The 23,404-nt window shown below is 64.0% G+C and carries 25 protein-coding genes; 11 read left to right on the top strand and 14 right to left on the bottom strand.

What is annotated here, in order from left to right:
- Positions 1-5: 5 nt before the first annotated feature.
- A complete protein-coding gene (locus tag M2332_RS03975) occupies positions 6-272 on the bottom strand; it encodes a succinate dehydrogenase assembly factor 2 (RefSeq protein WP_264573056.1) in 267 nt (88 codons plus the stop codon).
- Between the two features lie 97 nt (positions 273-369).
- Between M2332_RS03975 and recG the strand changes: the two genes are divergently transcribed.
- Positions 370-2,436 (top strand): ATP-dependent DNA helicase RecG, encoded by a 2,067-nt coding sequence (recG, locus tag M2332_RS03970; protein ID WP_264573055.1) that lies wholly within the window; start codon positions 370-372, stop codon positions 2,434-2,436.
- A gap of 3 nt (positions 2,437-2,439) precedes the next feature.
- Here the strand turns inward: recG and M2332_RS03965 are convergent, their stop codons facing one another.
- From M2332_RS03965 to tyrS, 3 genes are all read right to left on the bottom strand, one after another.
- Entirely contained in the window at positions 2,440-2,796 is a 357-nt protein-coding gene (locus M2332_RS03965; RefSeq protein WP_264573054.1) for a hypothetical protein, read from the bottom strand.
- Between the two features lie 31 nt (positions 2,797-2,827).
- Positions 2,828-3,154 carry a PilZ domain-containing protein gene (locus M2332_RS03960; protein ID WP_264573053.1) on the bottom strand — a complete coding sequence of 109 codons (327 nt, stop codon included), beginning with the start codon at positions 3,152-3,154 and terminating at the stop codon, positions 2,828-2,830.
- Between the two features lie 96 nt (positions 3,155-3,250).
- Positions 3,251-4,480, bottom strand: coding sequence for a tyrosine--tRNA ligase (gene tyrS / locus M2332_RS03955; RefSeq protein WP_264573052.1), 1,230 nt, complete (start codon positions 4,478-4,480; stop codon positions 3,251-3,253).
- Positions 4,481-4,543: 63 nt separating this feature from the next.
- Between tyrS and M2332_RS03950 the strand changes: the two genes are divergently transcribed.
- The 3 genes from M2332_RS03950 to M2332_RS03940 are packed head-to-tail and all read left to right on the top strand — an operon-like array spanning position 4,544 to position 7,187.
- Positions 4,544-5,098, top strand: coding sequence for a DOMON-like domain-containing protein (locus tag M2332_RS03950; RefSeq protein ID WP_264573051.1), 555 nt, complete (start codon positions 4,544-4,546; stop codon positions 5,096-5,098).
- On the top strand, positions 5,095-6,300 hold the full coding sequence (locus tag M2332_RS03945; protein ID WP_264573050.1) for a DUF1343 domain-containing protein: 1,206 nt from the start codon (positions 5,095-5,097) through the stop codon (positions 6,298-6,300). Before M2332_RS03950 ends, M2332_RS03945 begins: the two co-directional genes overlap by 4 nt.
- A gap of 56 nt (positions 6,301-6,356) precedes the next feature.
- Positions 6,357-7,187, top strand: coding sequence for an EamA family transporter (locus M2332_RS03940; protein ID WP_264574887.1), 831 nt, complete (start codon positions 6,357-6,359; stop codon positions 7,185-7,187).
- Positions 7,188-7,206: 19 nt separating this feature from the next.
- Here M2332_RS03940 and M2332_RS03935 read toward each other — a convergent pair whose 3' ends face one another.
- The 5 genes from M2332_RS03935 to M2332_RS03915 all read right to left on the bottom strand — a co-directional run bounded on the left by M2332_RS03935 (position 7,207) and on the right by M2332_RS03915 (position 13,073).
- The gene (locus M2332_RS03935) at positions 7,207-7,887 is read right to left on the bottom strand and encodes a DUF6975 family protein (protein ID WP_264573049.1); all 681 of its coding nucleotides are present in this window, start codon (positions 7,885-7,887) and stop codon (positions 7,207-7,209) included.
- A gap of 248 nt (positions 7,888-8,135) precedes the next feature.
- Positions 8,136-10,184, bottom strand: a complete 2,049-nt coding sequence (gene rpoD / locus M2332_RS03930) for an RNA polymerase sigma factor RpoD (RefSeq protein WP_264570622.1) — start codon at positions 10,182-10,184, stop codon at positions 8,136-8,138.
- A 47-nt stretch (positions 10,185-10,231) separates the two neighbouring features.
- Entirely contained in the window at positions 10,232-12,103 is a 1,872-nt protein-coding gene (gene dnaG, locus M2332_RS03925; protein WP_264573048.1) for a DNA primase, read from the bottom strand.
- Positions 12,100-12,465, bottom strand: a complete 366-nt coding sequence (locus M2332_RS03920; protein WP_264573047.1) for a GIY-YIG nuclease family protein — start codon at positions 12,463-12,465, stop codon at positions 12,100-12,102. The genes dnaG and M2332_RS03920 overlap by 4 nt, the downstream gene beginning before the upstream one ends.
- A 155-nt stretch (positions 12,466-12,620) precedes the next feature.
- A complete protein-coding gene (locus M2332_RS03915) occupies positions 12,621-13,073 on the bottom strand; it encodes a GatB/YqeY domain-containing protein (protein WP_264574886.1) in 453 nt (150 codons plus the stop codon).
- 161 nt (positions 13,074-13,234) lie between these two features.
- Between M2332_RS03915 and carA the strand changes: the two genes are divergently transcribed.
- The 5 genes from carA (at position 13,235) to M2332_RS03890 (ending at position 19,325) form a co-directional block, all read left to right on the top strand.
- Positions 13,235-14,392, top strand: a complete 1,158-nt coding sequence (gene carA / locus M2332_RS03910; RefSeq protein WP_264573046.1) for a glutamine-hydrolyzing carbamoyl-phosphate synthase small subunit — start codon at positions 13,235-13,237, stop codon at positions 14,390-14,392.
- Positions 14,389-14,658, top strand: a complete 270-nt coding sequence (locus M2332_RS03905; protein ID WP_264573045.1) for a hypothetical protein — start codon at positions 14,389-14,391, stop codon at positions 14,656-14,658. The genes carA and M2332_RS03905 overlap by 4 nt, the downstream gene beginning before the upstream one ends.
- Positions 14,658-17,996 (top strand): carbamoyl-phosphate synthase large subunit, encoded by a 3,339-nt coding sequence (gene carB, locus M2332_RS03900; protein ID WP_264570617.1) that lies wholly within the window; start codon positions 14,658-14,660, stop codon positions 17,994-17,996. The genes M2332_RS03905 and carB overlap by 1 nt, the downstream gene beginning before the upstream one ends.
- 93 nt (positions 17,997-18,089) lie before the next feature.
- Positions 18,090-18,566, top strand: coding sequence for a transcription elongation factor GreA (gene greA, locus M2332_RS03895; RefSeq protein ID WP_181559920.1), 477 nt, complete (start codon positions 18,090-18,092; stop codon positions 18,564-18,566).
- 90 nt (positions 18,567-18,656) lie between these two features.
- The gene (locus tag M2332_RS03890) at positions 18,657-19,325 is read left to right on the top strand and encodes a rhomboid family intramembrane serine protease (protein ID WP_264573044.1); all 669 of its coding nucleotides are present in this window, start codon (positions 18,657-18,659) and stop codon (positions 19,323-19,325) included.
- 45 nt (positions 19,326-19,370) lie between these two features.
- Here the strand turns inward: M2332_RS03890 and M2332_RS03885 are convergent, their stop codons facing one another.
- The 5 genes from M2332_RS03885 to M2332_RS03865 all read right to left on the bottom strand — a co-directional run bounded on the left by M2332_RS03885 (position 19,371) and on the right by M2332_RS03865 (position 21,425).
- The gene (locus M2332_RS03885) at positions 19,371-19,607 is read right to left on the bottom strand and encodes a DUF4170 domain-containing protein (RefSeq protein WP_181559918.1); all 237 of its coding nucleotides are present in this window, start codon (positions 19,605-19,607) and stop codon (positions 19,371-19,373) included.
- A gap of 104 nt (positions 19,608-19,711) precedes the next feature.
- Positions 19,712-20,104: a hypothetical protein gene (locus M2332_RS03880; protein ID WP_264573043.1), complete on the bottom strand. Its 393-nt coding sequence runs from the start codon at positions 20,102-20,104 to the stop codon at positions 19,712-19,714.
- Between the two features lie 61 nt (positions 20,105-20,165).
- Entirely contained in the window at positions 20,166-20,507 is a 342-nt protein-coding gene (locus M2332_RS03875; RefSeq protein WP_264573042.1) for a hypothetical protein, read from the bottom strand.
- Entirely contained in the window at positions 20,504-20,893 is a 390-nt protein-coding gene (locus M2332_RS03870; protein WP_264573041.1) for a phage holin family protein, read from the bottom strand. The genes M2332_RS03875 and M2332_RS03870 overlap by 4 nt, the downstream gene beginning before the upstream one ends.
- Positions 20,894-20,921: 28 nt before the next feature.
- Complete coding sequence (locus M2332_RS03865; RefSeq protein WP_264573040.1) at positions 20,922-21,425, bottom strand: hypothetical protein; 504 nt, start codon at positions 21,423-21,425, stop codon at positions 20,922-20,924.
- Positions 21,426-21,622: 197 nt separating this feature from the next.
- Here M2332_RS03865 and eno point away from each other — a divergent pair, with 197 nt between their 5' ends.
- Entirely contained in the window at positions 21,623-22,897 is a 1,275-nt protein-coding gene (gene eno, locus M2332_RS03860) for a phosphopyruvate hydratase (protein ID WP_264570610.1), read from the top strand.
- Positions 22,898-23,038: 141 nt separating this feature from the next.
- The gene (locus tag M2332_RS03855) at positions 23,039-23,350 is read left to right on the top strand and encodes an FtsB family cell division protein (RefSeq protein ID WP_181559912.1); all 312 of its coding nucleotides are present in this window, start codon (positions 23,039-23,041) and stop codon (positions 23,348-23,350) included.
- The last annotated feature ends 54 nt before the right edge of the window (positions 23,351-23,404 follow it).

The raw sequence follows: 23,404 nt of genomic DNA, 5'->3' as shown, positions 1-23,404 counted from the left end.
AAATCTCACTTCGCAATCGGAACATAATCAAGCCTGCGCATCGCTTCCATCATCGCGCCTTCGTAACGCGCGGGGCAGGGAAGAGTGCCGATGGCCCAGGCCATGATGTCGACATCCTCTTCCTCGAGCAGCGCCTCGAACAGATCGGCCTGCGCCTGCGTGAAGCTGGCGGCGTGGGCATCGAAGAACCCGCCGATCATCAGATCCGCTTCCTTCGTGCCTCGGTGCCAGGCGCGGAATTTGAGGCGGCGCAGGCGGGTCTCGTCGATCATGTCCGGTCCTTTTCGCGCGGCGCTCGGGTGCGCGTTTTATCATGATTGGCCGGCGGGGACTTTTCCGGCCCTCCAGCTTCGACTAGGGCAGATAGCGATGCGGCCCGACATTCTCAATCCGCTGTTCACGGAAAGCACGGCGCTTAAGGGCGTGGGGATCGCTTCGGCCAAGCCGCTGGAGCGCTTGGGCCTGAAGCGCGTGGTCGACCTTGCCTTCCACCTGCCGGTGAGCTGGATCGAGCGGCAACGCGTGCGGCGGCTCGCGGAAGCCGAGACGGGGCGTATGGTCGCCCTGGTGCTGACGGCGCAGGACTATCGCGCCTCGGGCACGGCACGGGCGCCGTTTCGCATCCGCGCCGTGGATATGGCCGGCGATCCGGTGAGCATCGTCTATTTCGGCAAGAACAGCGGATGGCCGCGCAAGCTCTTCCCGCTCGGGGAGCCGCGCTTTGTCTCCGGCCGCCTCGATCAGTTCGGGGACGAGTTGCAGATCGTCCACCCCGATCATGTCGTGCCGGTGGAAGAGGCGGGGCAGATTGCCGATTGCGAGCCGGTCTACGGGCTTTCGGAAGGCATCACCAATGGCCGGCTGCGCGATCTTGTCGCGCAATCGGTCGAGCGCGGGCCGGCTCTGGATGAGTGGATCGAACCGGGGCTGCGCGCCCACAAGGGCTGGCCGAGCTGGCAGGAAGCGCTCAAGGCCACGCACGAGACGCCCGGCGCAAAGCCCGCGCGCGAGCGGCTGGCCTATGACGAGGTGTTCGCAAGCCAGCTTGCGCTGATGCTGCTGCGGGCCTCGACCCGTCGCCGGCGCGGGCTTCCCCTGGCCGGAGACGGACATTTGCGCGACGCCTTGCGCCTGCCATTCGCCCCCACCGGTGCTCAGCGCCGGGCTTCTGCCGAGATCGAGGGGGATATGGCGCAGGCCGTGCCGATGCTCCGGCTGCTGCAAGGCGATGTCGGCTCCGGCAAGACGCTGGTGGCGCTGATGGCGTTGCTCAATGCGGTGGAAGCCGGCGCGCAGGCGACCTTTCTGGCGCCGACGGAAATTCTCGCCCGCCAACATTATGCCAGCCTCCAGACGATGCTGGCCGGCCTGCCGGTGAATGTCGCGATCCTGACCGGGCGGGACAAGGGCAAGGCGCGCGAATCGACGCTGATGGGGCTGGCCGATGGCAGCATCCATATCCTCGTGGGCACCCATGCGATCTTTCAGGAGGCCGTGACCTATCGCAACCTCGGCCTCGCGGTCATTGACGAGCAGCATCGCTTCGGCGTGTCGCAGCGGCTGATGCTGACGGCCAAGGCGGAACGGACGCCGCATCTGCTGGTGATGACCGCCACGCCCATTCCCCGCACGCTCTGCCTCGCGCAATATGGCGATATGGATGTCTCGCGGCTGGATGAGATGCCGCCGGGCCGCCAGAGCATCGACACGCGGGTCATCGGGGACGATCGGCTGGAGGATATCGTCTCCGCGCTCGGCCGCCATATCGCGGCGGGTCGGCAGGCTTACTGGGTGTGCCCGCTGGTGGAGCAGAGCGAGGATGGCGACGAGGCAGCGGCGGAAGCCCGCGCAGCGATGCTCAAGGCGCGGTTCGGCGCGGATGTCGTCGGCATGGTCCACGGGCAGATGCCCGGCCCGGAGAAGGATGCGGTCATGGAGGCCTTCTCGCGCGGGCAGCTCAAGCTGCTGGTGGCGACGACGGTGATTGAGGTGGGCGTGGACGTGCCCAATGCCACGCTGATGATCGTGGAAGCGGCGGAGCGCTTCGGCCTCGCGCAGTTGCACCAGTTGCGCGGGCGCGTGGGGCGGGGCGATCAGCGCAGCTTCTGTATGTTGCTGCACGGGAGTAATTTGTCGGAAACGGCGCGCTCGCGTCTCGCCCTGATGCGGGAGACCAATGATGGCTTCCGCATTGCCGAGGAAGATCTGAAATTGCGCGGGGCCGGCGAAATCCTCGGCACGCGCCAATCGGGCGAGCAGCGCTTCCGGCTGGCCAGCCCGGAACAGATCCAGTCGCTGCTGGATGCAGCGCACGACGATGCCCGGCTGCTCATGGACCGCGATGGCGGGCTGGCCTCCCCGCGCGGGCAGGCTGCGCGGCTGTGCCTCTATCTCTTCGAGCGCGATGCGGCGATCAGTCTGCTGGCCAGCGGCTGAGCGTCAGCCCTCGGTTTGGGGCCGGGTGATGCATGCCAGAATATCGAGATAGGCCCGCGCATCGATGGGCTGGAGGAATTGCGCGCCAAAGCATCCCCGCAGGCTCCAGCGGATTTGCGCATCCTGCGTGGTGATGAGCGGCAAGCGAAGGGCGACCGGTTCGCCGCGTTCGAAGCGTGCGAAACCGCAGCGGGCCTGAAATCCCCAGACCGAAAAGTCTATCAGCTCGACCTCAATGGGGTCAGCGCCGCGCGGCCGCGATACATGGGTCTGGAAGGAGATGGCATCGCGTGAAACGACGCGGCGCCGGCTGTGACTCAGCTCGGATCGGACAGCCCGGCTCCATGCTTCGTCGCCCATCGTTCAGGCTCCGGCGCGGCTGGCATGAGGGTCAGCGGCCGGGATGATCGGGGCCCTTCAGCCGCAGGAGCATGATGTCATACTCCTTGTCCGCGATCGCGGACTCGAATTCGACACCGAGGCGCGCACTATTCGCCCAGATCGCGCGCCCCCGCAACATGCCGATCTGCGGCACATCGATGGTGAGGCTTTCGCCTATCGACACCAGTTGATCGCAGCGGATCATGCAGCCGCTGGGTGAAATGTTGATGAGCGTGGCCGGCGATGGGGGGAGGGTGCCGCCCCAGATCTGCACGGGGCTTTCCACGGCGTCCCGTTCGTAGCGGCGCGGCTCGTCCATCGAGAAGGCAAACGTCATGGATCAGACTCCCAGTCGGAGTCTGATCCTGTCAGGGACCGGTAAACATCTGATAAACTCGGCGTAATCGAGGCGCGAACGCCCCGCTCCGGCAGCTTAGCGGCTGAGCAGAGCGTGCCGCTTCTTGCCGAGGCTGAGCTTCACCGGCGTCTCGCCAATCGCGATCAGATGCTTTTCGTCGCGCACCGGCTCGTCATCGACGCGGACAGCGCCTTCGGCGATCTTGCGGCGCGCCTCGCCATTGGAGGCAGCCAGCCCGGCCTGGGTGAGGGCGGCAACCAGGGCGATGCTGCCTTCCGAGACGTGAACGGTCGGCAAATCCGCAGCCGCCGCCGCGCCTTGCTCGAAGGTGAGGCGGGCGGTTTCGGCAGCGCCATCCGCAGCGGCCCGGCCACGGCAAAGCGCCGTTGCCTCATTGGCGAGGATCTTCTTGGCCTCGTTGATCTCCGCGCCTTGCAGCGCTTCGAGCCGCCGGATTTCGTCCATCGGCACATCGGTGAACAGGCGCAGGAACCGCCCGACATCGCGATCATCCGTGTTCCGCCAGAATTGCCAATAGTCGAAATGCGGCAGCATCGCCTCGTTCAGCCAGACGGCGCCCGCCATCGTCTTGCCCATCTTGCCGCCATCGGCCGTGGTGATGAGCGGCGTGGTGACGCCGTAGACTTCCGTGCCATCCACCCGGCGCGAGAGCTCGATGCCGTTGACGATATTGCCCCACTGGTCCGATCCGCCCATTTGCAGCCGGCAACCCGCCCGACGGGAAAGCTCGAGGAAGTCATAGGCCTGGAGGATCATGTAATTGAACTCCAGGAAGCTCAGCGACTGCTCGCGATCCAGCCGCAGCTTGACCGAATCGAAGCTGAGCATCCGGTTGACCGAGAAGTGCTGGCCGTAATCCCGCAGGAACGGCAGATATTCGAGCGCGTCCAGCCACTCGGCGTTGTCGGCCATGATCGCGTCGGTCGGACCATCGCCGAAGGTCAGGAAGTTCTCGAACACCGTCTTGATGGAAGCGATGTTGCTGTTGATCGTCTCGACGGTCATCAGCTTGCGCGCTTCATCCTTGAAGCTGGGGTCGCCGACCTTGCCGGTCCCACCACCCATCAGCACGATGGGCTTGTGGCCGGTCTGCTGCATGCGACGCAGCAGCATGATCTGCACCATCGAGCCCACGTGCAGCGAGGGCGCGGTGGGATCAAAGCCGATATAGCCCGGAACGACCTGCCTGGCGGCGAGCGCATCCAGCGCGCTTGCGTCAGTAATCTGGTGGATATAGCCCCGCTCTTCGAGCAGGTTCAGCAGGTCGGACTTGTAGCTTGTCATGATCGCCCTTTGGGAAGCGCGGGGTTATTGAAACGCGGGGGCGCTTAGCATGGGATGGGAAGGATGAGTAGTATTTTGGCCCGCGCCGCTCTGGTCTGCCATCCGGATACGCCCTGCGATGCACTGGCGGCGCTGGGCATGCAGATTGAGCTGACCGACGATCATGGTTGGGAGATCGGCTTCGTGGCGATGGGTCGGATTGCCGATCTGCGTCTGCCCAAGGCCGCGCCAGGCATTCATACCGATGAGCTATGGCGCACCACCTGCTTCGAGCTGTTCGTGGCGCAGGACGATGATGCCTATGCCGAGTATAATTTCTCGCCTTCCGGCGCCTTCGCGGCCTATCATTTCGACCATTATCGCACCGGTATGAGGCCCTTCGAGATCCCCGCGCCGCGTATCCTGCAGGCGGCAGATGCCGAGCGGCTGTCGCTGTCCATCCGCCTTCCCGAAGACGCGCTGGTGTGGGATCGATCAGGGCCGATCGGCGCCAGCGCGGTCATTGAGGAGGCGAACGGCTCTCTGAGCTATTGGGCGCTGGCGCATCCACCCGGACGGCCAGACTTTCACCACCGGGATTGCTTCGCGCTGCGGCTTCCGCCAGTGGACCGGGCATGAGCTTTCTCACCGGTCTCGATCGCCTGCTGGCCGACCCCGCGCTGCGTGCGCCGCTTGCCGGCCAGCGCGTCTGTCTGCTGGCGCATCCCGCTTCCGTCACCGCGGACCTCACCCACGCGCTCGATGCACTGGCGGCCTGTGGCGACATCCGGCTGACCGCCGCCATGGGGCCGCAGCATGGCCTGCGGGGCGACAAGCAGGACAATATGATGGAATCGCCGGATTTCATCGATCCTGCTCACGGCATCCCGGTGTTCAGCCTTTATGGCGAGGTCCGCCGGCCGACGGCGCAGATGATGGACTCGGCCGACATATTCCTCGTCGACCTGCAGGATCTGGGGTGTCGCATCTACACCTTCGTGACGACTTTGCTCTATCTGCTCGAAGCGGCGGAAAAGGCCGGCAAGAGCGTGTGGGTGCTGGACCGGCCCAATCCCGCCGGGCGGCCCATCGAGGGTCTGACGCTGAGGTCAGGCTGGGAGAGCTTTGTCGGTGCCGGGCCGATGCCCATGCGCCATGGCCTCACCATGGGCGAGCTGGGGCACTGGTTCATCGCACATTTCGGGCTGAACGTGGATTATCGCGTGATCGCGATGCAGGGCTACGCGCCCGAGGCGGCGCCGGGCTTCGGCTGGCCCACTGAGCGCATCTGGGTCAATCCCAGTCCCAACGCGCCCAATCTCAACATGGCCCGCTGTTATGCCGGCACGGTGATGCTGGAAGGCGCGACGCTATCGGAAGGGCGCGGCACCACCCGCCCGCTGGAGCTGTTCGGCGCGCCCGATATCGACGCGCGCAAGGTGATCGGCAAGATGCAGGCGCTGGCGTCGCACTGGCTGGCAGGATGCATCCTGCGCGACTGCTGGTTCGAGCCGACCTTTCACAAGCATGTCGGCACTCTGTGCGCCGGCGTCCATATCCATGCCGAAGGGCCGGCTTACGCACATCAGACCTTCCGCCCATGGCGGGTGCAGGCACTGGCCTTCAAGGCGATCCGGGCACTGTACCCGGACTATCCGCTCTGGCGCGATTTTCCCTATGAGTATGAGCTTGGCAAGCTGCCCATAGACGTCATCAATGGATCGCCCTTGCTGCGCGAGTGGGTGGACGATGGTGCGGCGACGCCAGCGGACCTCGATGACCTCGCGGGGGCTGACGAACGTGCCTGGGCGGAGACCCGCGCGGCCCATCTGCTTTACTGAGCGGTGGGAGGATGAAGGGTGGCTCAGAACCGGCGGCGGGGCTGGCGCTGTTGCCGGTGCTGGCTGTGGTGGGTTCGACGGCTTGTTTCCAGTTCGGGGCGGCTTTCGCCAAGGGACTATATCCCTCGGTCGGGCCGATCGGCGCGTCAGCCCTGCGCATCTTGTTCGCGGCGCTGATTCTGCTGGTGTTGGTCAGGCCGTGGCGGGCGTGGCCCGCGCGGCCGGACTGGCTGGCGCTGCTTGGCCTTGGTACCTGTGTTGCGGGGGCTATTCTCTTTTTCTACCTCGCCATCGCGCACCTGCCGCTGGGCATCGCAATCTCCATCCAGTCTCTAGGGCCATTGACGCTCGCCGCCTGCATGGCGAAGCGTGCCCTCCACTTGTTATGGGTCGCGCTGGCGGGCCTCGGCATCTGGTGCCTGGTGGGTGCCGATGGCGCAAAAGGCGCGCTGGAACCGGTGGGACTGTTGTTCGCGCTCATCGCTGCAGCCTGCTGGGCAGGCTACATCCTGTGCGGCCGCAGGGTTGCAACATCATTCGGCGCCGGCGGTGCGGCCTTGTCGCTCTGCGTGGCCGCGCTTCTCGTCGTACCGGTGGGCATGATGCAGAACGGGGTGGGGCTCTTCGCGCCCGCCTTGCTTCCGCTCGCGCTGCTGGTGGCGATCCTGTCCGCAGCCATTCCCTTGTCGCTGGAGCTTTATGCGTTGCCGAGGTTGCCAGCGCGTAACTTTGCGGTGCTGACTAGCCTCGAACCGGCCTTCGCCGTTCTGGCCGGGCTGTTCATGCTGGGCGAACGTCTCAGCGCCATCCAACTCGCCGGCATCGCAATGGTGGTGGCCGCCAGCATGGGCTCGGTGATGAGCAGGAGAAAGACCACGCCAGCATAAGCCCGGCGTTCACTCGATCTTACTGGCTGCTCTGTCGCGCGCCGGCCCTGGCCTTGAGCAGGTTCCACATGCCGCGATGCTGCACGAGCAACTGATCGGCGCCGAATTGCACGGCGCGCGAGAAGCGCTCGATCTGGGGAAGGTCGTCCAGCAGAGCCACTGTATCGGACTGGCTGGGGAGGGCGGTTTCGGCCGGCTCAATGCCGAGGCTGAGCGCGCCCACGTCGAGAACACTGCGGATGGCCTGCCATTCCAGCACCAGCGTGATCGCCGTGCCGAGCGCGCAACCGCGCCGTTCCGACTGAGCAAGCATCTCGATGGCGTGGCTTTGCTGGGCGATGGCCGCAGTCGCCTCACTATGGCGCGGCGTGCTCGGCACCGGCCCGGCCGCAGCGCAGAGGCGATGCATATAGTCCCGCTCTTCAGCGAAGGCGCTGGTCGAGCGGATCAACCAATCGCGGGCGACCGGCTCAGCTGTGTGGACAGCGGCGTGATCGACAACGCCCGGGATCTGGCCGTGGAGCAGGACGAGAAGGTGGATGAAGTCCGCAAAGTCCGCCGAGTGCCGCGCAAAGGATATCCGCTCGCCGGCCAGCACGGGCGCGCAGTAAGAATGTGTCGCGGACCCTTCGCTCCCCACGAGCGCAAGCACTCGGGCGGAAAGGCCGGTCTCAACGAAATCAAGCGGGCGCGGGTCCATATCAAGCCTTAGAATGCCGAACCGACGGGCCGGCAATTTTCCCCGCCGCGATGTAACGCGCAGGAAGTTAACAAGATGTTGAAAACGCTCCAACCAAGCAACGCGAGCCTGTTTTATTTCAGAGTATTAGCTCGGCCGCACAGATCGCGCAGGTGCATGCTAGGGTTCTTGCGACTGGCAGGTATTGCGCGCACGAAAAAGGCGGCGGAAGCGCGCAACACCTCCGCCGCCTGATTTGATTTCGGACCTTACTGGTCCAGGAAGCTGCGCATCTTGCGGCTGCGGCTCGGGTGCTTGAGCTTGCGCAGTGCCTTGGCCTCGATCTGGCGAATACGCTCGCGCGTCACCGAGAATTGCTGGCCGACCTCTTCCAGCGTGTGATCGGTGTTCATGCCGATGCCGAAGCGCATGCGCAGCACGCGCTCCTCGCGCGGGGTGAGGCTTGCCAGGACGCGGGTGACCGTTTCCTTGAGGTTCGCCTGGATCGCGGCGTCGACCGGGATGATCGCGTTCTTGTCCTCGATGAAGTCACCCAGATGGCTGTCTTCCTCGTCGCCGATCGGCGTTTCGAGCGAGATCGGCTCCTTGGCGATCTTCATCACCTTGCGCACCTTCTCGAGCGGCATGCTCAGGCGCTCGGCCATTTCCTCCGGCGTGGGCTCGCGGCCCTGCTCGTGGAGGAACTGGCGGCTGGTGCGGACCAGCTTGTTGATCGTCTCGATCATGTGCACCGGAATACGGATGGTGCGCGCCTGATCGGCGATTGAACGGGTGATCGCCTGGCGGATCCACCAGGTCGCATAGGTGCTGAACTTGTAGCCGCGGCGATATTCGAACTTATCCACCGCCTTCATAAGGCCGATATTGCCCTCCTGGATCAGATCCAGGAACTGCAGGCCGCGATTGGTGTACTTCTTGGCGATGGAAATCACGAGGCGCAGATTGGCCTCGACCATCTCCTTCTTCGCGATACGTGCCTCGCGCTCGCCCTTCTGCACCATGTTCACGATGCGGCGGAACTCGGGCAGGGACGTGCCGGTCGACTGCGCGATCTCGGAGACTTCCGCGCGGATGCGCTCGACAGCATCGACCTCATTGGCCGCAAAGGCCGCCCATTTCTTGTCGAGCTTGCTGACCTTCTCCAGCCAGCCATCGTCCAGCTCCTGGCCGACATACTGGTCGAGGAAGTCCTTGCGCGGCACCTTGTGGCGCTCGGCGAGGCGCAGCATCTGGCCGCCCAGCGTGGTCAGGCGCCGGTTGAAGGCGTAGAGCTGATCGACGAGATATTCGATCTTCTGCTGGTGGAACTGGACGCTCTCGACTTCCGCCGTCAGGTCTTCGCGCAGCTTGTGGTAGGTAGCTTCGTCCTTAGCCGGGAATTCCATGCCATTGCCGAGCGCGACCAGCCGGGCCTGCTGGATCTTGCCGAACTTGCCGTACAACTCGGTGATGTTGGCGAACTTTTCGAGCGCGGCGGGCTTGAGCAGCTCTTCCATGGCGGCGAGCGAGAGGGTGTTATCCTCCTCGTCGTCCTCTTCCTGGCGCGCCGTGCGGCGTTCGACCATGGAATCATCGTCGTCACCGTCGGCTTCCGGCTCATCCTTCACCTCGTCCTCGTCCTTGAACGAGGGACCCGCGGTCTTTTCGGAAATCTCACCGTCGTCGTCTTCGCCGTCTTCCGACAGGCTTTCCGGCGCCGGGTCTTTGGAAAGCATGGCGTCGAGATCGAGGATCTCGCGCAACTGCATCTCGCCATTGTTGAGCGCAGTTGACCAGCCGATGATCGCGTTGAACGTCGTCGGGCTTTCGCACAGGCCGAGGATCATGGTGTCGCGACCGGCCTCGATGCGCTTGGCGATGGCAATCTCGCCCTCGCGGCTGAGCAGTTCCACTGCGCCCATTTCGCGCAGGTACATGCGCACCGGATCGTCGGTGCGGTCGGTCGTCGTCTGCTTCTTCTCGGCGACATTGCCGGAGCCGTCCTCCTCGTCCGAACCATTGTCGATGGACTCGACTTCGGATTCGGGCTGCTCTTCGCCGTCATCGCCCTGTTCTTCGTTCTCGACGATGTTGATGCCCATGTCGCTGAGCGCTGAGGTGATGTCCTCGATCTGGTCGGAGGACATCTCGCCTTGCGGCAGGGCGCTGTTCAGCTCGTCATAGGTGATGTAGCCACGCTTCTTGGCACGGGCGATCAGCTTTTTGATGGACGCTTCGTTGAGATCGAGAAGGGGGGCATCGCCGCCTTCTTCGCCACTCTCCGGGTTTCCAGCGTTTCCATTGATCTTCGTCGCCATGCGTTGCCTTGCTCCGGGCCAAGCGCGGTGCCGCGCGGGCCAGTTATTCAATCTTCGAGGGGTTGGGCCAGCTCGGCGGCTCGTGCCGCCAGGTCTTCCTTGAGCTTGCGCAGGGCTTGCTGGCGGGCGAAACTCGCCTCGTCCAGATTCTCCGCCATCGCTCTCGTCGCCGCCGCCAGCTCCGCTTCGATTCGCGGCATTGCCACCAGCACCCCGATGGCTTCCGCCAGATCGCGCTGTGCACGCCATCCGTCGGCTTCGGCCTGGGTGAAGGTGAAATGCAGCGCGTCGGCGCGGAGCAACCCCTTCGCCATATTATACAGCTCAGTGCTGCCCAATATGGTAAGGAGCGCCTCGGTTTCAACAGTTTCTTGGCGATCGGCCGCTTTGAGCAGCGCGTCCAGCAACTTTGCCAGCCCGGAGTCGGGTGGCGACAGGCTGTCCAGTGCCTCACGGTGGACGAGGATCTCGCCGGGAAAGCGCAGGAGGCCGGCCAGAACGGCGCGGAGAAGCAGCATGTCTCCGCCGGTTTCTCGGATCGCCTTGGCATCCTGTGTAGCCGGCGGGGGCGGGGCGATCCAGCGCCCCCCTTTCATCGTGCCGCCGCCGCGACCGGCCGATCGCCCCTCGAAGCGGGCGTTGGACGCGGCGCGCGGCGCGAAGAACAGCGCGTCGTAACGCTCCTTGAACAGGCGAGAATAGAGTGCCCGGATATCGCTATCGGCGATCGTGGCGGCGAGCGCATTGAGACGCTGCTTGAGGCCAGCGCGTTCTTCCGGCGTGGCCAGCGACGCGGCATCATGCTCGCTGCGCCAGATGAGGTCCGCCAGCGGGATCGAGCTTGCGAGCACAGCCTCGAAGGCTTGGAGTCCCTCGGCCCGCAACAGATCATCAGGATCCTGCCCGGCGGGCAGTGTCGCAAAAGCGAGACTATGACCGGGGCGCAGCAGCGGCAACGCGCGGTGGGCAGCGCGGATTGCCGCGCGCTGGCCGGCGCCATCGCCATCGAAGCAGAGGATGGGCGTCTCCACCATGCTCCACAATTTCTCGATCTGAGCCTCCGTCAGGGCCGTGCCGAGCGGCGCCACAGCCTCGGCAATGCCGGCCTGGGCAATGGCGATCACGTCCATATAGCCCTCGACGACGATGATGCGGCCCGCTTTGCGCGCGGCAGGCGCCGCCTTGTCGAGGTTGAAGAGCGTGCGGCCCTTGTCGAAGAGCGGGGTCTCGGGGGAGTTGAGATATTTGGGCTCGCCCTGGCCCAGAATCCGTCCGCCAAAGGCGATCACGCGCCCGCGCTGGTCGCGGATGGGGATCATCAAACGCCCGCGAAAACGATCGTAACTGTCTCGCTCGCTGTCTTCCGGCCGGATGAGCATGCCGGCCTCGACCAGCATATCCTCGGGGAAGTCGCGCAGCGCGGTCTTGAGCTTGCCGCGACTATCCGGCGCGAATCCCAGGCCGAAGGCGCGGCGCGTGGCATCGGTCAGCGCACGCTTGTGGAGATAGGCACGCGCCTCGGCGCCATCGAGGCCGCCAAGCTGATCCTCAAACCAGTTCTGCGCCGCGGCGGTCACGTCATGCAGCGATTTCGCCTGCTCGGCTCGTTTGGCGGCACGAGGATCGGGCGCGGGCACCTCCATGCCAGCGGCGGCGGCAAGCTCCTTGACCGCATCCAGGAAGGGCAGGCCGCGCTGATCCGTCATCCAACGGATCGCGTCACCATGCGCCCCGCAGCCGAAGCAATGGTAGAAGCCCTTCTCGTCGTTGATCGTGAAGCTGGGCGTCTTTTCATTGTGGAAGGGGCAGCAGGCCTTGTATTCGCGCCCGGCCTTCTGGACCTTGATCGTCTTGCCGATGAGCGTGGAGAGGGTGGTGCGGGCGCGGAGTTCGTCCAGCCATTGCGGGGTGAGGCTCATGGTATTTGCCCCTGAGCGCCGAGCTGCTCCCCTCCACGTGCCCCTAAAACTCCGTTCGTGTCGAGCGAAGTCGAGACACGCTCTGAGGGCGGGCGGGAGAAGTGCGATAATCTGGCCCAGTCGCTGGCGGCCAAAGCCTCCTTTTTGGCGCGCGACCATTTTTTCACGATCAGTTCCGCTTGTAGGGCTTCTTCACGCGATCCGAAATCTTCCGACCAGATCAATGTCACCGGGCGACGTGGGGACGTGAACGCGCAAAAGCCACCTGTCTGATGCTCGCCAATGCGACGCTCAAGGTCGTCGGTATGCCCCGTATAGTATCGGCCGTCGCGGCAGCGCAGAATGTACGTCCAGAAGGCCATCCAAAACCTCTATCCGTGGTGCCCAACTCTTCCCGTTCGTGTCGAGCGAAGTCGAGACACCTCAGCGCCGTGCCAGCCGTGTCTCGACTTCGCTCGACACGAACGGGGAGGGGAGTAATGTCAGAGAGAGCAGGTTGAAACTCCCGTCCCCCCAATCACCCCAGCGCCGCCTTCACCAAGCCGCTGGCCTTGCTCATGTCCAGCACCGTCCCATGGCGGTCCTTGAGCACGGCCATCACCTTGCCCATGTCCTTTACCGACGACGCGCCGACTTCGGCCTTGATGGCCTCGATCGCGGCGCGGGTTTCGTCCTCGCTCATCTGCTTGGGCAGGAAGCCTTCGATCACCTCCAGCTCGGCCTGCTCCTGCGCGGCGAGTTCGGCGCGGCCGCCCTGTTCGTACATGGTGATCGATTCGCGGCGCTGCTTGACCATCTTCTGCAGCACATCGACGACAATCACGTCGTCATCGGGCGTGCTGGCGGCGGTGCGCAGTTCGATGTCGCGGTCCTTCAGCTTGGCCAGGATCAGGCGCACAGCGGCCAGCCGGGGCTTGTCGCCGGCCTTCATCGCCTCAATCTGGGCAGCCTTGATGCCGTCGCGAATCATCACGTAATCTCCGAGTCACCGTGCGGGAAAGGATCAGATATAGCGGCGATGCGGAATTTTTAATAGATTGACCGTGCATGTGCGAACCCATAGTGAGCCGGCCGTTTAGCCGGGCGCTTGGGGCGCCTGCCAGAAAGCAAAAAGCGAAGGATCAGACAGCCATGGCGAACGCCAAATACCCGACCGTGCCCAAAGGAGCGACGGGGGTATTGGTTCTAGCCGATGGCACCGTCGTCTTCGCGCGCGGCTTCGGTGCCGAGGGAGATGCGGTCGGCGAGCTGTGCTTCCACACCGCGATGACCGGATATCAGGAGATCATGACCGACCCGAGCTTTGCCGGGCAGATCATCACCTTCACCTTCCCGCATATCGGCAATGTCGGTACCAATGCCGATGACGTCGAATGCCAGCAGCCCTGGGCGCTTGGGTGCATTGTGCGTGAGGATGTGACCGCGCCATCCAACTTCCGCAACGTCCAGCCCTTTGATGCCTGGCTGAAGGCCAATGGCCGGATCGGTCTCGCAGGTGTCGATACGCGGGCACTGACCCGCCTGATCCGCGAGAAGGGCGCGCCCAATGCGGTGATCGCCCATAATCCGCAGGGCCAGTTCGATCTCGCGGCGCTGCATGAGAAGGCGAAGGCCTGGCCCGGGCTGGAAGGCATGGACCTCGCCATCGAGGTGACCGGCGCCCAGCGGGAGTGGACAGGCGGCGCCTGGCGCCTCGGCTTTGGCTATGAGGCGATGGAAGCGGGCGAGCGGCCCCATGTCGTCGCCATGGATTTCGGCGCGAAAGACAATATCTTCCGCAACCTCGTTAAGGCCGGTGCGAAAGTCACGGTGCTCCCCGCCACGGCCTCCTACGATCAGATCAAGGCGCTCAACCCCGCCGGTGTTTTCCTGTCCAACGGTCCTGGCGATCCCGCGGCGACAGCCGACTATGCCGTGCCGGTTATCCGAAAGCTGCTCGACGAGAATGTGCCGATCTTCGGCATCTGCCTTGGTCATCAGCTGCTCGCGCTGGCCGCCGGTGCGAAGACCACCAAGATGCATCAGGGCCATCGCGGGGCCAATCACCCGGTCAAGCGGTTGGAAGACGGCGTGGTAGAAATCACCTCGATGAACCACGGCTTTGCGGTTGATACTGCCACGCTGCCGGCCAATGTCGTCGAGACCCATGTGAGCCTGTTCGATGGCTCCAACTGCGGCATCGCCTTCACGGACAAGCCGGCTTTCGCCGTGCAATATCACCCCGAAGCCTCGCCGGGGCCGCAGGACAGCTTCTACCTGTTCCAGCGGTTCGTGGAGGGGCTAAAGTGATTGCGCTCGCGCTCCTTGCGGCGGGCGCGGCAGGCGATCAGAGCCAGTTGCAGCGTCAGCTCGATCATATGGTCGCCACCTGCGGCGCCGACCAGGTCGTCCGGCTGGTGGCCCATGGTACGGATCGGGTGAGCTTTGACATGCTGCGACGCGAGGCCCTGCCATCGGTCAGCGAGACCAACGCCCTTCAATGCGCGCTCGACAAGGTGCGATCGCGCAAGGATCTTAAAATCGGTTCCACCGGGAACGAGGCTCGGAACAAATAATGCCAAAAAGAACAGACATCTCCTCGATCCTCATCGTCGGCGCTGGCCCGATCATCATCGGCCAGGCGTGCGAGTTCGATTATTCGGGCACGCAGGCCTGCAAGGCGCTGAAGGAAGAGGGCTACCGGATCATTCTGGTTAACTCCAATCCCGCGACGATCATGACCGATCCGGAAATGGCCGATGCGACCTATATCGAGCCGATCACGCCGGAGATCGTCGCCAAGATCATCGAGAAGGAGCGCCCTGACGCGATCCTGCCGACGATGGGCGGGCAGACCGCGCTCAACACGGCGCTGGCGCTGTTCAACGATGGCACGCTGGAGAAATATGGCGTGCAGATGATCGGCGCCGATGCCGAGGCGATCGACAAGGCGGAAGACCGGCTCAAGTTCCGTGACGCGATGGACAAGATCGGCCTCGAAAGCGCCCGCTCGCGCATTGCGCACACCATGGACGAAGCCATGGCCGCGCTGGAGTTCACCGGCCTGCCGGCGATCATCCGCCCCAGCTTCACCATGGGCGGCACCGGCGGCGGCGTCGCCTATAACAAGGAAGAGTTCGTCCGCATCGTCACGTCCGGTCTCGACGCGTCGCCAACCACCGAAGTGCTGATCGAGGAATCGCTGCTCGGCTGGAAGGAATATGAGATGGAAGTGGTTCGCGACCGCGCGGACAACTGCATCATCATCTGCTCGATCGAGAATGTCGATCCGATGGGCGTCCACACGGGCGACTCAATCACTGTCGCGCCGGCGCTGACGCTGACCGACAAGGAATATCAGATCATGCGCAACGCCAGCATTGCGGTGCTGCGCGAAATCGGCGTGGAAACAGGTGGTTCCAACGTACAGTTCGCAGTCAATCCCAAGGACGGGCGGCTGATCGTCATCGAGATGAACCCGCGCGTGTCGCGCTCATCGGCGCTGGCATCCAAGGCCACTGGCTTCCCGATCGCCAAGGTCGCGGCCAAGCTGGCGGTCGGCTACACGCTGGACGAGATCACCAATGATATCACCGGTGTTACGCCGGCAAGCTTCGAGCCGACCATCGATTATGTCGTGACGAAGATCCCGCGCTTTGCGTTCGAAAAGTTCAAGGGCGCCGAGCCGCTGCTTGGAACCGCCATGAAGTCCGTCGGTGAAGTGATGGCAATTGGCCGCAATATTCACGAATCCATGCAGAAGGCCCTGCGCGGGCTCGAGACAGGCCTCGCCGGTTTCAATCAGGTCGATCATCTGGTCGGGGCGCCCAAGGAGCAGATCGTTGCGGCGCTGGGTCAGCCGACGCCGGACCGGCTGTTGATCGCGGCACAGGCGCTGCGTGAAGGGCTGAGCGTGGATGAAATCCATGCCGTCGCCAAGTTTGACCCCTGGTTCCTGCAGCGCCTTGCCGAGATCGTCGAGGCAGAGAAGGGCGTGCTCGCCAATGGCCTGCCGCGCGATGCGGAGGCCATGCGCAAGCTCAAGTCCATGGGCTTTTCGGACAAGCGCCTTGCCTGGCTGGCGCTGCAGTCGGCCAACATCCCCGGTGGCATGGACAACGCGATCAAGCGCGGCTCGGGCCTCGTCCGCGATGCCGTGGTGGCGATGACCGGCGGCGTCACCGAGAAGGAAGTGCGCGCGCTGCGCCACAAGCTCGGCGTGCGTCCGGTGTTCAAGCGGATCGACACCTGCGCGGCCGAGTTCGAGGCCAAGACGCCTTATATGTACTCGACCTATGAGGCGCCGAGCTTCGGCGAGCCGGAGGACGAGAGCCAGCCGAGCGACCGGCGCAAGGTCGTGATCCTGGGCGGCGGACCCAACCGCATAGGCCAGGGCATCGAGTTCGATTATTGCTGCTGCCACGCCTGCTTCGCGCTGGAAGATGCGGGCTATGAGACGATCATGATCAACTGCAACCCGGAGACGGTGAGCACCGATTATGACACGTCCGACCGGCTATATTTCGAGCCGCTGACGGCGGAAGACGTGCTGGAGATCCTGCATGTCGAGAAGTCGAAGGGCGAGCTAGTCGGCGTGATCGTGCAGTTTGGCGGGCAGACCCCGCTCAAGCTGGCGCAGGCGCTGGAAGAGGCCGGCATTCCTATCCTCGGCACCTCGCCGGATGCCATCGACCTTGCCGAAGATCGCGAGCGGTTCGCGGCGCTGATCGAGAAACTGGGCCTGCTGCAGCCGGCCAACGGCATTGCCCGCAGCCGGGAAGAAGCCATCGCGGTGGCCAATCGCATCGGCTATCCGGTGCTGATGCGCCCGAGCTATGTGCTGGGTGGCCGGGCGATGGAGATCGTCGACGGGCAGGCGCAGCTTGAGGAATATATCGCCACGGCGGTGCAGGTCTCGGGCGACTCGCCGGTGCTGATCGACCAGTATCTGCGCGACGCTGTCGAGGTGGACGTGGATGCGCTGTGCGATGGTGAGGATGTCGTCGTCGCCGGCGTGCTCCAGCATATCGAGGAAGCCGGCGTGCATTCCGGCGACAGCGCCTGCTCGCTGCCGCCTTACAGCCTCCCCGATTATCTCATCGCCGAGATCGAGCGGCAGGCCGATGTGCTGGCCCGCGCGCTCTCCGTGCGGGGCCTCATGAACATCCAGTTCGCGGTCAAGGATGGGTTGGTCTACCTCATCGAGGTCAATCCGCGCGCCTCGCGCACAGTGCCGTTCGTGGCCAAGGCCATCGGCACGCCGATCGCCAAGATCGCCGCGCGGGTAATGGCCGGCGAGAAGCTTGCGAGCCTGCCGAAGATCGACCGCAATGCGATCCGCCACATCGCAGTCAAGGAAGCCGTGTTCCCGTTCAATCGCTTCCCCGGTGTCGATCCGGTCCTTTCCCCGGAGATGAAGTCGACCGGGGAGGTCATGGGCATCGACAGCGATTTCGCGACTGCTTTCGCCAAGGCGCAGATCGGCGCGGGCACGGTGCTGCCCAAGCAGGGGACGGTCTTCATCTCCGTTAAGGATAGCGACAAGAGCGTGATCCTGCCCGGGGCCCGCAAGATTGCCGATCTTGGCTTCAAGATCGTCGCAACCGGCGGAACGGCCGATTTCCTTGCGGAGAACGGCCTGCCGGTGGAGAAGGTGAACAAGGTCGCGCAGGGCCGCCCGCATATTGTCGATCGCATTGCGGATGGCGAAGTGGACCTGATCTTCAACACCACGGAAGGCTGGCAGTCGCTCAAGGACAGCAAAGCGATCCGCACGAGCGCGTTGCGTGGCAAGGTGCCGAGCTTCACGACCGCGGCGGCAAGTCTGGCTGCCGTGGACGCAATTGAGGCTTTGCGTGCGCGTCCTCTTGAAGTGAAGTCGCTGCAATCCTATTATCAGGCGTCGCACGACTGATCTTCCAGAACACAAGAAATCAGTTGCGGGCCGACCGGATCCCCGGCGGACTAGGGAGTTCGCGCATTGTTGCGCTGGAAATAGGGAGTCGAGATGGCGACCGTTGAGAAGATGCCGATGCTGCAAGTCGGTTATGACAAGCTGACCGACCAGCTCCGCGCGCTCAAGGCCGAGCGTCCCAAGATCGTGGATGCGATCGAGGAGGCACGCGCCCATGGCGATCTTTCGGAAAACGCCGAATATCACGCCGCCAAAGAGCGTCAGGGCCAGGTCGAGGCGACCATCGCCGATCTAGAAGACAAGCTCTCCCGCGCGCAGGTTATCGACCCCACCACGCTGTCGGGCGACAAGATCATCTTTGGCGCCACGGTCACCTTGCTGGACGAGGATGACAAGCCGGTGCGCTACCAGATCGTCGGCCAGGCCGAAGCGGACGCGAAGCTGGGCATGATAAGCTACAACAGCCCCCTTGGTCGCGCCCTGATCGGGCGTCAGGTCGGCGAGGATGTCGAGGTGACGGTGCCGTCCGGCGACAAGTTCTATCTGGTCAACAAGATCGAATTCATCTGATCCGCAGCCGCGCCATGATTATGTCGTTTCTGGTTGCCGCACCGGCAGCGTTCACGCTGTCGGTTCGCGCCGCAGTCGGCTGACATCGCGATGCAGCTTCCCAAAGGTCCGGCGACCAACATTCTGGCGGCGATCATCGTCATCGTCTTCCTGCCGTTGTATCTCACCGGGGAGATGGGGCGGGCGGCGCTGATTGCCGGGTTCATTTCCGAGCGCGTCACGTTGCTCTCGTCGTCCGAAGCGCTGACCTTCAACGTGCCGTGGCTGCCGCTGTGGATCACGCCGCTCACCGCCACGCTGCTGCATGGCGGGTGGATGCATCTGGGCTTCAATGTGCTGATGCTGATCTTCTGCGGCCGCTTCGTTGAAAATCTGCTCGGTCCAGGCCGGCTCGTGGTGATCTACGTCGTCGGCGCCTACGCCGCAACGCTCGGGCAATGGCTTTCGAGTTTCTTTTATGCGCAAGGGGAGGGCTGGGTGCCGATGATCGGCGCAAGCGGCGCGATTTCCGCCGTGCTCGGAACCTATGCGTTCATCTACAGCCAGCGCGGCGTGAAGGCGATCGGGCCTGTCCCGGCCTATATCGTGCGCATGGTCTGGCTTGGCGCGGCGTGGACCATCCTGCAATTGCTAATCGCGCTGGCCGGCGGGTTCGACAGTTTCTTCGGCGGGATCGCCGTGGGCGCCCATATCGGCGGCTTCATCGCCGGCCTGCTGCTCGCGCGCCCCTTGCTGGCCCGACGGTTCCGGGCGTCCTGACGGGCGTGGCAGCGCTGGTCTAACACCGCCACCCGTACCAGTCTGTCAGTGAGCGTGATCCTCGGCATCATCCGCGCTCGGATCGAGCAAGCGATGCAGATGGACGATCACATAGCGCATTTCGGCGTCGTCCACGGTCCGCTGCGCCGCGCCTCGCCACGCCGCTTCGGCACTGGCGTAGTTCGGGAAGATGCCGACGATGTCGATGGCGTTCAGATCTTCGAATTCGAGTTTCTGCGGGTCTTTGACGCGACCGCCCATTACGAGGTGCATGAGGCTCAAGAAAGTGCTCCGGATTTATGCCCGGCAAGAGGCGCCTGGGCGTTTTCGATTTGCTAGCAGCCTCGGCCGGTTCTGCCAAGAATGGCGATACTGGCCTTGCGATCCTAGGCGTTCGATTTCTTGTCCGAACGCGGCTTCTTGATGCGCTTGCCGATCAGGCGGGCGGCTTCGACCGCCGCCGTTTGAAGCGCGGCCTTTTCCGTCTTTGCAAGATTGGCGAACATGGTCTGCGCCGCTTGGCGCGCGCCGGAGTTTCGCACGGCCTGCTGCGCCGCCCGTCCGGCCTTGCCCGCAGCTGATCCGATGGCGAGCTTGGGCAGGAAAATGGCGATGACGGCCCCGGCTGCTGCAGCCGCGGCTACTGCCGCGATGGGATGTTCCTGAAACATCCGGTTGGTTTCATTGGCCGCGCGATAGGCCTTCTCCCGCGTGTCGGCGACCACGTCCTCGCCCCGCTCGCGCACCGTGGCAAGCGTGCTCCCGACCTTGTCCTTCACCTGGTCAAGCGTAGAAGCCGTTGGGCGGCCTTCCTTCGTCTTCGGGGCGGTCATCGTCTGATCAACTGTCCTCTTTCTGGCTCCACAGAGCGCGATTCAACCAGACGAGCCAAGCACCACGCATCACGTAGAGCAAGATGAATCGCACAGGGCGCCAGAAGAGAAGGCCGACCGCACCGGTCGCGCCCAGCGTCGTCAGGACGGGATGGCGACGCAGCGTCCCCCGCGCGGCCTGTTTGGCCTGCGAAACTTTGTGCTGAACCGCCTCGACGGCGTCGTCCTTCAAGTGCGCCGGGCTCAACCGCTCGCGAACCCCGTCCAGTGCAGAGCGGAAGCGCTCTCTTGCGCCATCCGCGCGCTGGCGGGCCTCGGCCAGCTCGAGGGGGGAGGGCGCGCTGCTCATGGCCGGTCTGCCTTGCTGAGGGGGGAGAGGGCACGCTTGACCATCAGGCCGCAGAGTAAAGCGAGCAGCAAGAGAACGCCGGCCACGATCAGAGCTGCGCCGAGCCAACCCACGGAGGGCGCGAGCGCAATCACCGCCGCCGCGACCAGCGCAACAAGCGCCAGACTGACGAACAGAAAGGCGAGGACGCCGAACAGCGCCGCGCGGCGGGCCGCCGCGGCAATCAGTCCCGCTTTGAGCTTCGCCCACGTCAGTTCCGCCTCGGCGAGTTCGCGGCCCGATGCAATCAGCCGCGAAAAGCTCTCGCCAATGGTCTCCTTTTCAAGCGCGTCTTCAGGGTCCGGCGGGGTGCCCGCCGCAGTGTGCATGGTGTCGGGATCACTCATCGATCAATGCCGGCCGGTCCTTCCAGCCTCAGCTGTCACTCGACGAGCCCCGCATCATGCGCATGAGCACAAAGCCAACCACAGCCGCCGCACCGATCGCCACCGCAGGGCTCTTGCGCACGAAGTTGCGCGCTTCCTCGGTGAGCTGGTCGATATCCTTGGCGTCCAGCGAGTCCGCCGCGCCGGCGACGGTTTCCGCAGCCTTGCGGGCATAATCGCCATACTGCGGGCCGAGCTTGGAATCGACGGTCTCGGCGGTCTCGGCGATCAGCTTCGAGAGGCCATGAAGGGCATCGCCTGTCGTGTTCTTAGCCGTCGTGGCGGCACCGCGTGCGGTGGCCTTAGCCTGCTCGGCAAATTCGCCGGCCTGCTCGCGCCAGTCGGTGCTCGATCCGGTCTCCGCGCCCCGCGCCTCTGCTGCCGTGGACAGCGCAGCCGACTTCGCGCTCGCCGCATCAGATGCAGCCTTGCGCGCCGACGTCGCCTTCGACGTGCTCTTGCGGGTCGTTCCAGTGCTATTGGTCTCGGCCATGGCGGGTTCCTCTTTTGATACAGAACAGGCTTGCCTGTTATAGCAAGGCTCGCCCTCTTTAACAGACCTGCGGCGGCAAATGTTCCCGCCATTGCACAGAAACAGCAAGATAAGCCGAGCCGCCCGCCATTGCCATGAGGGAGTGCGCTCGCTAATCCGCGCCGATAATTTGCCAGACGGAAGGGGAAGGCACAGCCATGACCGCAATTCTCGACATTCACGCCCGCCAGATCCTGGACAGCCGCGGCAACCCGACGGTGGAAGTCGACGTGTTGCTGGAAGACGGCAGCTTCGGCCGCGCCGCCGTTCCCTCGGGTGCATCCACCGGCGCTTATGAAGCGGTCGAGAAGCGTGATGGCGACAAGTCCGTCTATCTCGGCAAGGGCGTTCTTCAGGCCGTCGATGCAGTGAACGGTGAGATCGCCGAGGCGATCACCGGCATGGATGCCGAGGACCAGGGCGATGTTGACGCCGCGATGATCGAACTGGACGGCACGGAGAACAAGGCGCGGCTCGGCGCCAACGCCATTCTGGGCGTGAGCCTCGCGACGGCCAAGGCGGCTGCCGATGCGCGCGGCCTGCCGCTGTATCGCTATGTCGGCGGCGTCTCCGCCCATGTGCTGCCGGTGCCGATGATGAACATCATCAATGGCGGTGAACATGCCGACAATCCGATCGACTTCCAGGAGTTCATGATCATGCCGGTGGGGGCGGAGAGCATCGCCCACGCCGTGCAGATCGGCTCGGAAATCTTCCACACGCTCAAGAAGGGCCTGCACGACAAGGGTCTTGCGACCGGCGTTGGCGACGAGGGTGGGTTTGCGCCCAACATCGCTTCAACGGTCGAAGCGCTCGACTTCATCATGCAGAGCATCGAGAAGGCCGGTTACAAGCCGGGCGAGAATGTCGTGCTGGCGCTCGATTGCGCAGCGACCGAGTTTTTCAAGAATGGCAGCTATGTGATCTCCGGCGAGGGCAAGACGCTCTCCCCGGCTGAAATGGCCGACTATCTCGCCGATCTCGTCGCGCGCTACCCGATCAAGTCGATCGAGGACGGCATGAGCGAGGACGATTTCGAGGGCTGGAAGATCCTGACCGACAAGATCGGCGACAAGTGCCAGCTGGTGGGCGATGATCTTTTCGTCACCAACCCCAAGCGCCTCGCCATGGGCATCGAGAAGGGGCTGGCCAACTCCATGCTCGTCAAGGTCAACCAGATCGGCTCGCTGACCGAAACGCTCGCCGCCGTCGATATGGCACACCGGGCGCGCTACACCAATGTGATGTCGCACCGCTCGGGTGAGACTGAGGACGCGACCATTGCCGACCTGGCGGTCGCCACGAACTGCGGCCAGATCAAGACCGGCTCGCTGGCGCGCTCCGACCGGCTCGCCAAGTACAACCAGCTCATCCGCATCGAGGAAGAGCTGGGTGACCGCGCTTATTATGCGGGAACGTCGATTTTCCGCTAAGGCGTTTTAACCGTCCGGGTGGAGGCGAACGATCCGTTGCGCATCCCCCGGGCCGACGGCTTGTCTACAAAGTTAATGCAATTTGTCGCATTCGTTCATTTTGGACTTGCATTGAAGCGGTCGGCGTGATTCCAAGGGCCCATGGCGCATCTGGCAAAATTGAGGTTTCTTCTTGGTTCGGCGTTCACGCCGGCCATTGCCATTTTCCTGCTCCTGCTCTTCATTGGCTATGCCATCATTGGCCCGAACGGCATTCTCGCCTGGTCCGATTACAGCCGGCAGCTCAAGCAGCGGCAGGCCGAGTTGTCGGCGCTGCACAAGCAGAAGGCCGCGCTGGAGAATCGGGTGAAGCTGCTCGATCCGCGCCATGCCGATCCGGATATGGTCGATGAGCTGGTCCGCAAGCAGCTTGGCGTCACGCACCCCGATGAAGTCGTCGTTCCGATGAAATGAACATGGGCGCGGTCGACTAACCAGATTTCGCCACCCATTTAACCTATCTGGACA

The sequence above is a fragment of the Sphingobium sp. B11D3A genome (genome assembly GCF_025961695.1).
Classification (GTDB): Bacteria; Pseudomonadota; Alphaproteobacteria; order Sphingomonadales; family Sphingomonadaceae; genus Sphingobium.
Note: the sequence above shows the minus strand (reverse complement) of the source record. Positions and strands in the feature narration are given on the sequence as shown.

Coding starts and splice junctions, on each gene's coding strand:
- carA (WP_264573046.1), top strand. CDS start 13,235: ATGGCGAACGCCAAATACCCGACCGTGCCCAAAGGAGCGACGGGGGTA.
- M2332_RS03870 (WP_264573041.1), bottom strand. CDS start 20,893: ATGAGTGATCCCGACACCATGCACACTGCGGCGGGCACCCCGCCGGAC.
- M2332_RS03950 (WP_264573051.1), top strand. CDS start 4,544: ATGAGTAGTATTTTGGCCCGCGCCGCTCTGGTCTGCCATCCGGATACG.
- M2332_RS03915 (WP_264574886.1), bottom strand. CDS start 13,073: ATGATTCGCGACGGCATCAAGGCTGCCCAGATTGAGGCGATGAAGGCC.
- M2332_RS03960 (WP_264573053.1), bottom strand. CDS start 3,154: ATGACGTTTGCCTTCTCGATGGACGAGCCGCGCCGCTACGAACGGGAC.
- M2332_RS03945 (WP_264573050.1), top strand. CDS start 5,095: ATGAGCTTTCTCACCGGTCTCGATCGCCTGCTGGCCGACCCCGCGCTG.
- M2332_RS03875 (WP_264573042.1), bottom strand. CDS start 20,507: ATGAGCAGCGCGCCCTCCCCCCTCGAGCTGGCCGAGGCCCGCCAGCGC.
- eno (WP_264570610.1), top strand. CDS start 21,623: ATGACCGCAATTCTCGACATTCACGCCCGCCAGATCCTGGACAGCCGC.
- rpoD (WP_264570622.1), bottom strand. CDS start 10,184: ATGGCGACGAAGATCAATGGAAACGCTGGAAACCCGGAGAGTGGCGAA.
- carB (WP_264570617.1), top strand. CDS start 14,658: ATGCCAAAAAGAACAGACATCTCCTCGATCCTCATCGTCGGCGCTGGC.
- M2332_RS03855 (WP_181559912.1), top strand. CDS start 23,039: ATGGCGCATCTGGCAAAATTGAGGTTTCTTCTTGGTTCGGCGTTCACG.
- M2332_RS03935 (WP_264573049.1), bottom strand. CDS start 7,887: ATGGACCCGCGCCCGCTTGATTTCGTTGAGACCGGCCTTTCCGCCCGA.
- greA (WP_181559920.1), top strand. CDS start 18,090: ATGGCGACCGTTGAGAAGATGCCGATGCTGCAAGTCGGTTATGACAAG.
- recG (WP_264573055.1), top strand. CDS start 370: ATGCGGCCCGACATTCTCAATCCGCTGTTCACGGAAAGCACGGCGCTT.
- dnaG (WP_264573048.1), bottom strand. CDS start 12,103: ATGAGCCTCACCCCGCAATGGCTGGACGAACTCCGCGCCCGCACCACC.
- M2332_RS03920 (WP_264573047.1), bottom strand. CDS start 12,465: ATGGCCTTCTGGACGTACATTCTGCGCTGCCGCGACGGCCGATACTAT.
- M2332_RS03965 (WP_264573054.1), bottom strand. CDS start 2,796: ATGGGCGACGAAGCATGGAGCCGGGCTGTCCGATCCGAGCTGAGTCAC.
- tyrS (WP_264573052.1), bottom strand. CDS start 4,480: ATGACAAGCTACAAGTCCGACCTGCTGAACCTGCTCGAAGAGCGGGGC.
- M2332_RS03890 (WP_264573044.1), top strand. CDS start 18,657: ATGCAGCTTCCCAAAGGTCCGGCGACCAACATTCTGGCGGCGATCATC.
- M2332_RS03865 (WP_264573040.1), bottom strand. CDS start 21,425: ATGGCCGAGACCAATAGCACTGGAACGACCCGCAAGAGCACGTCGAAG.
- M2332_RS03975 (WP_264573056.1), bottom strand. CDS start 272: ATGATCGACGAGACCCGCCTGCGCCGCCTCAAATTCCGCGCCTGGCAC.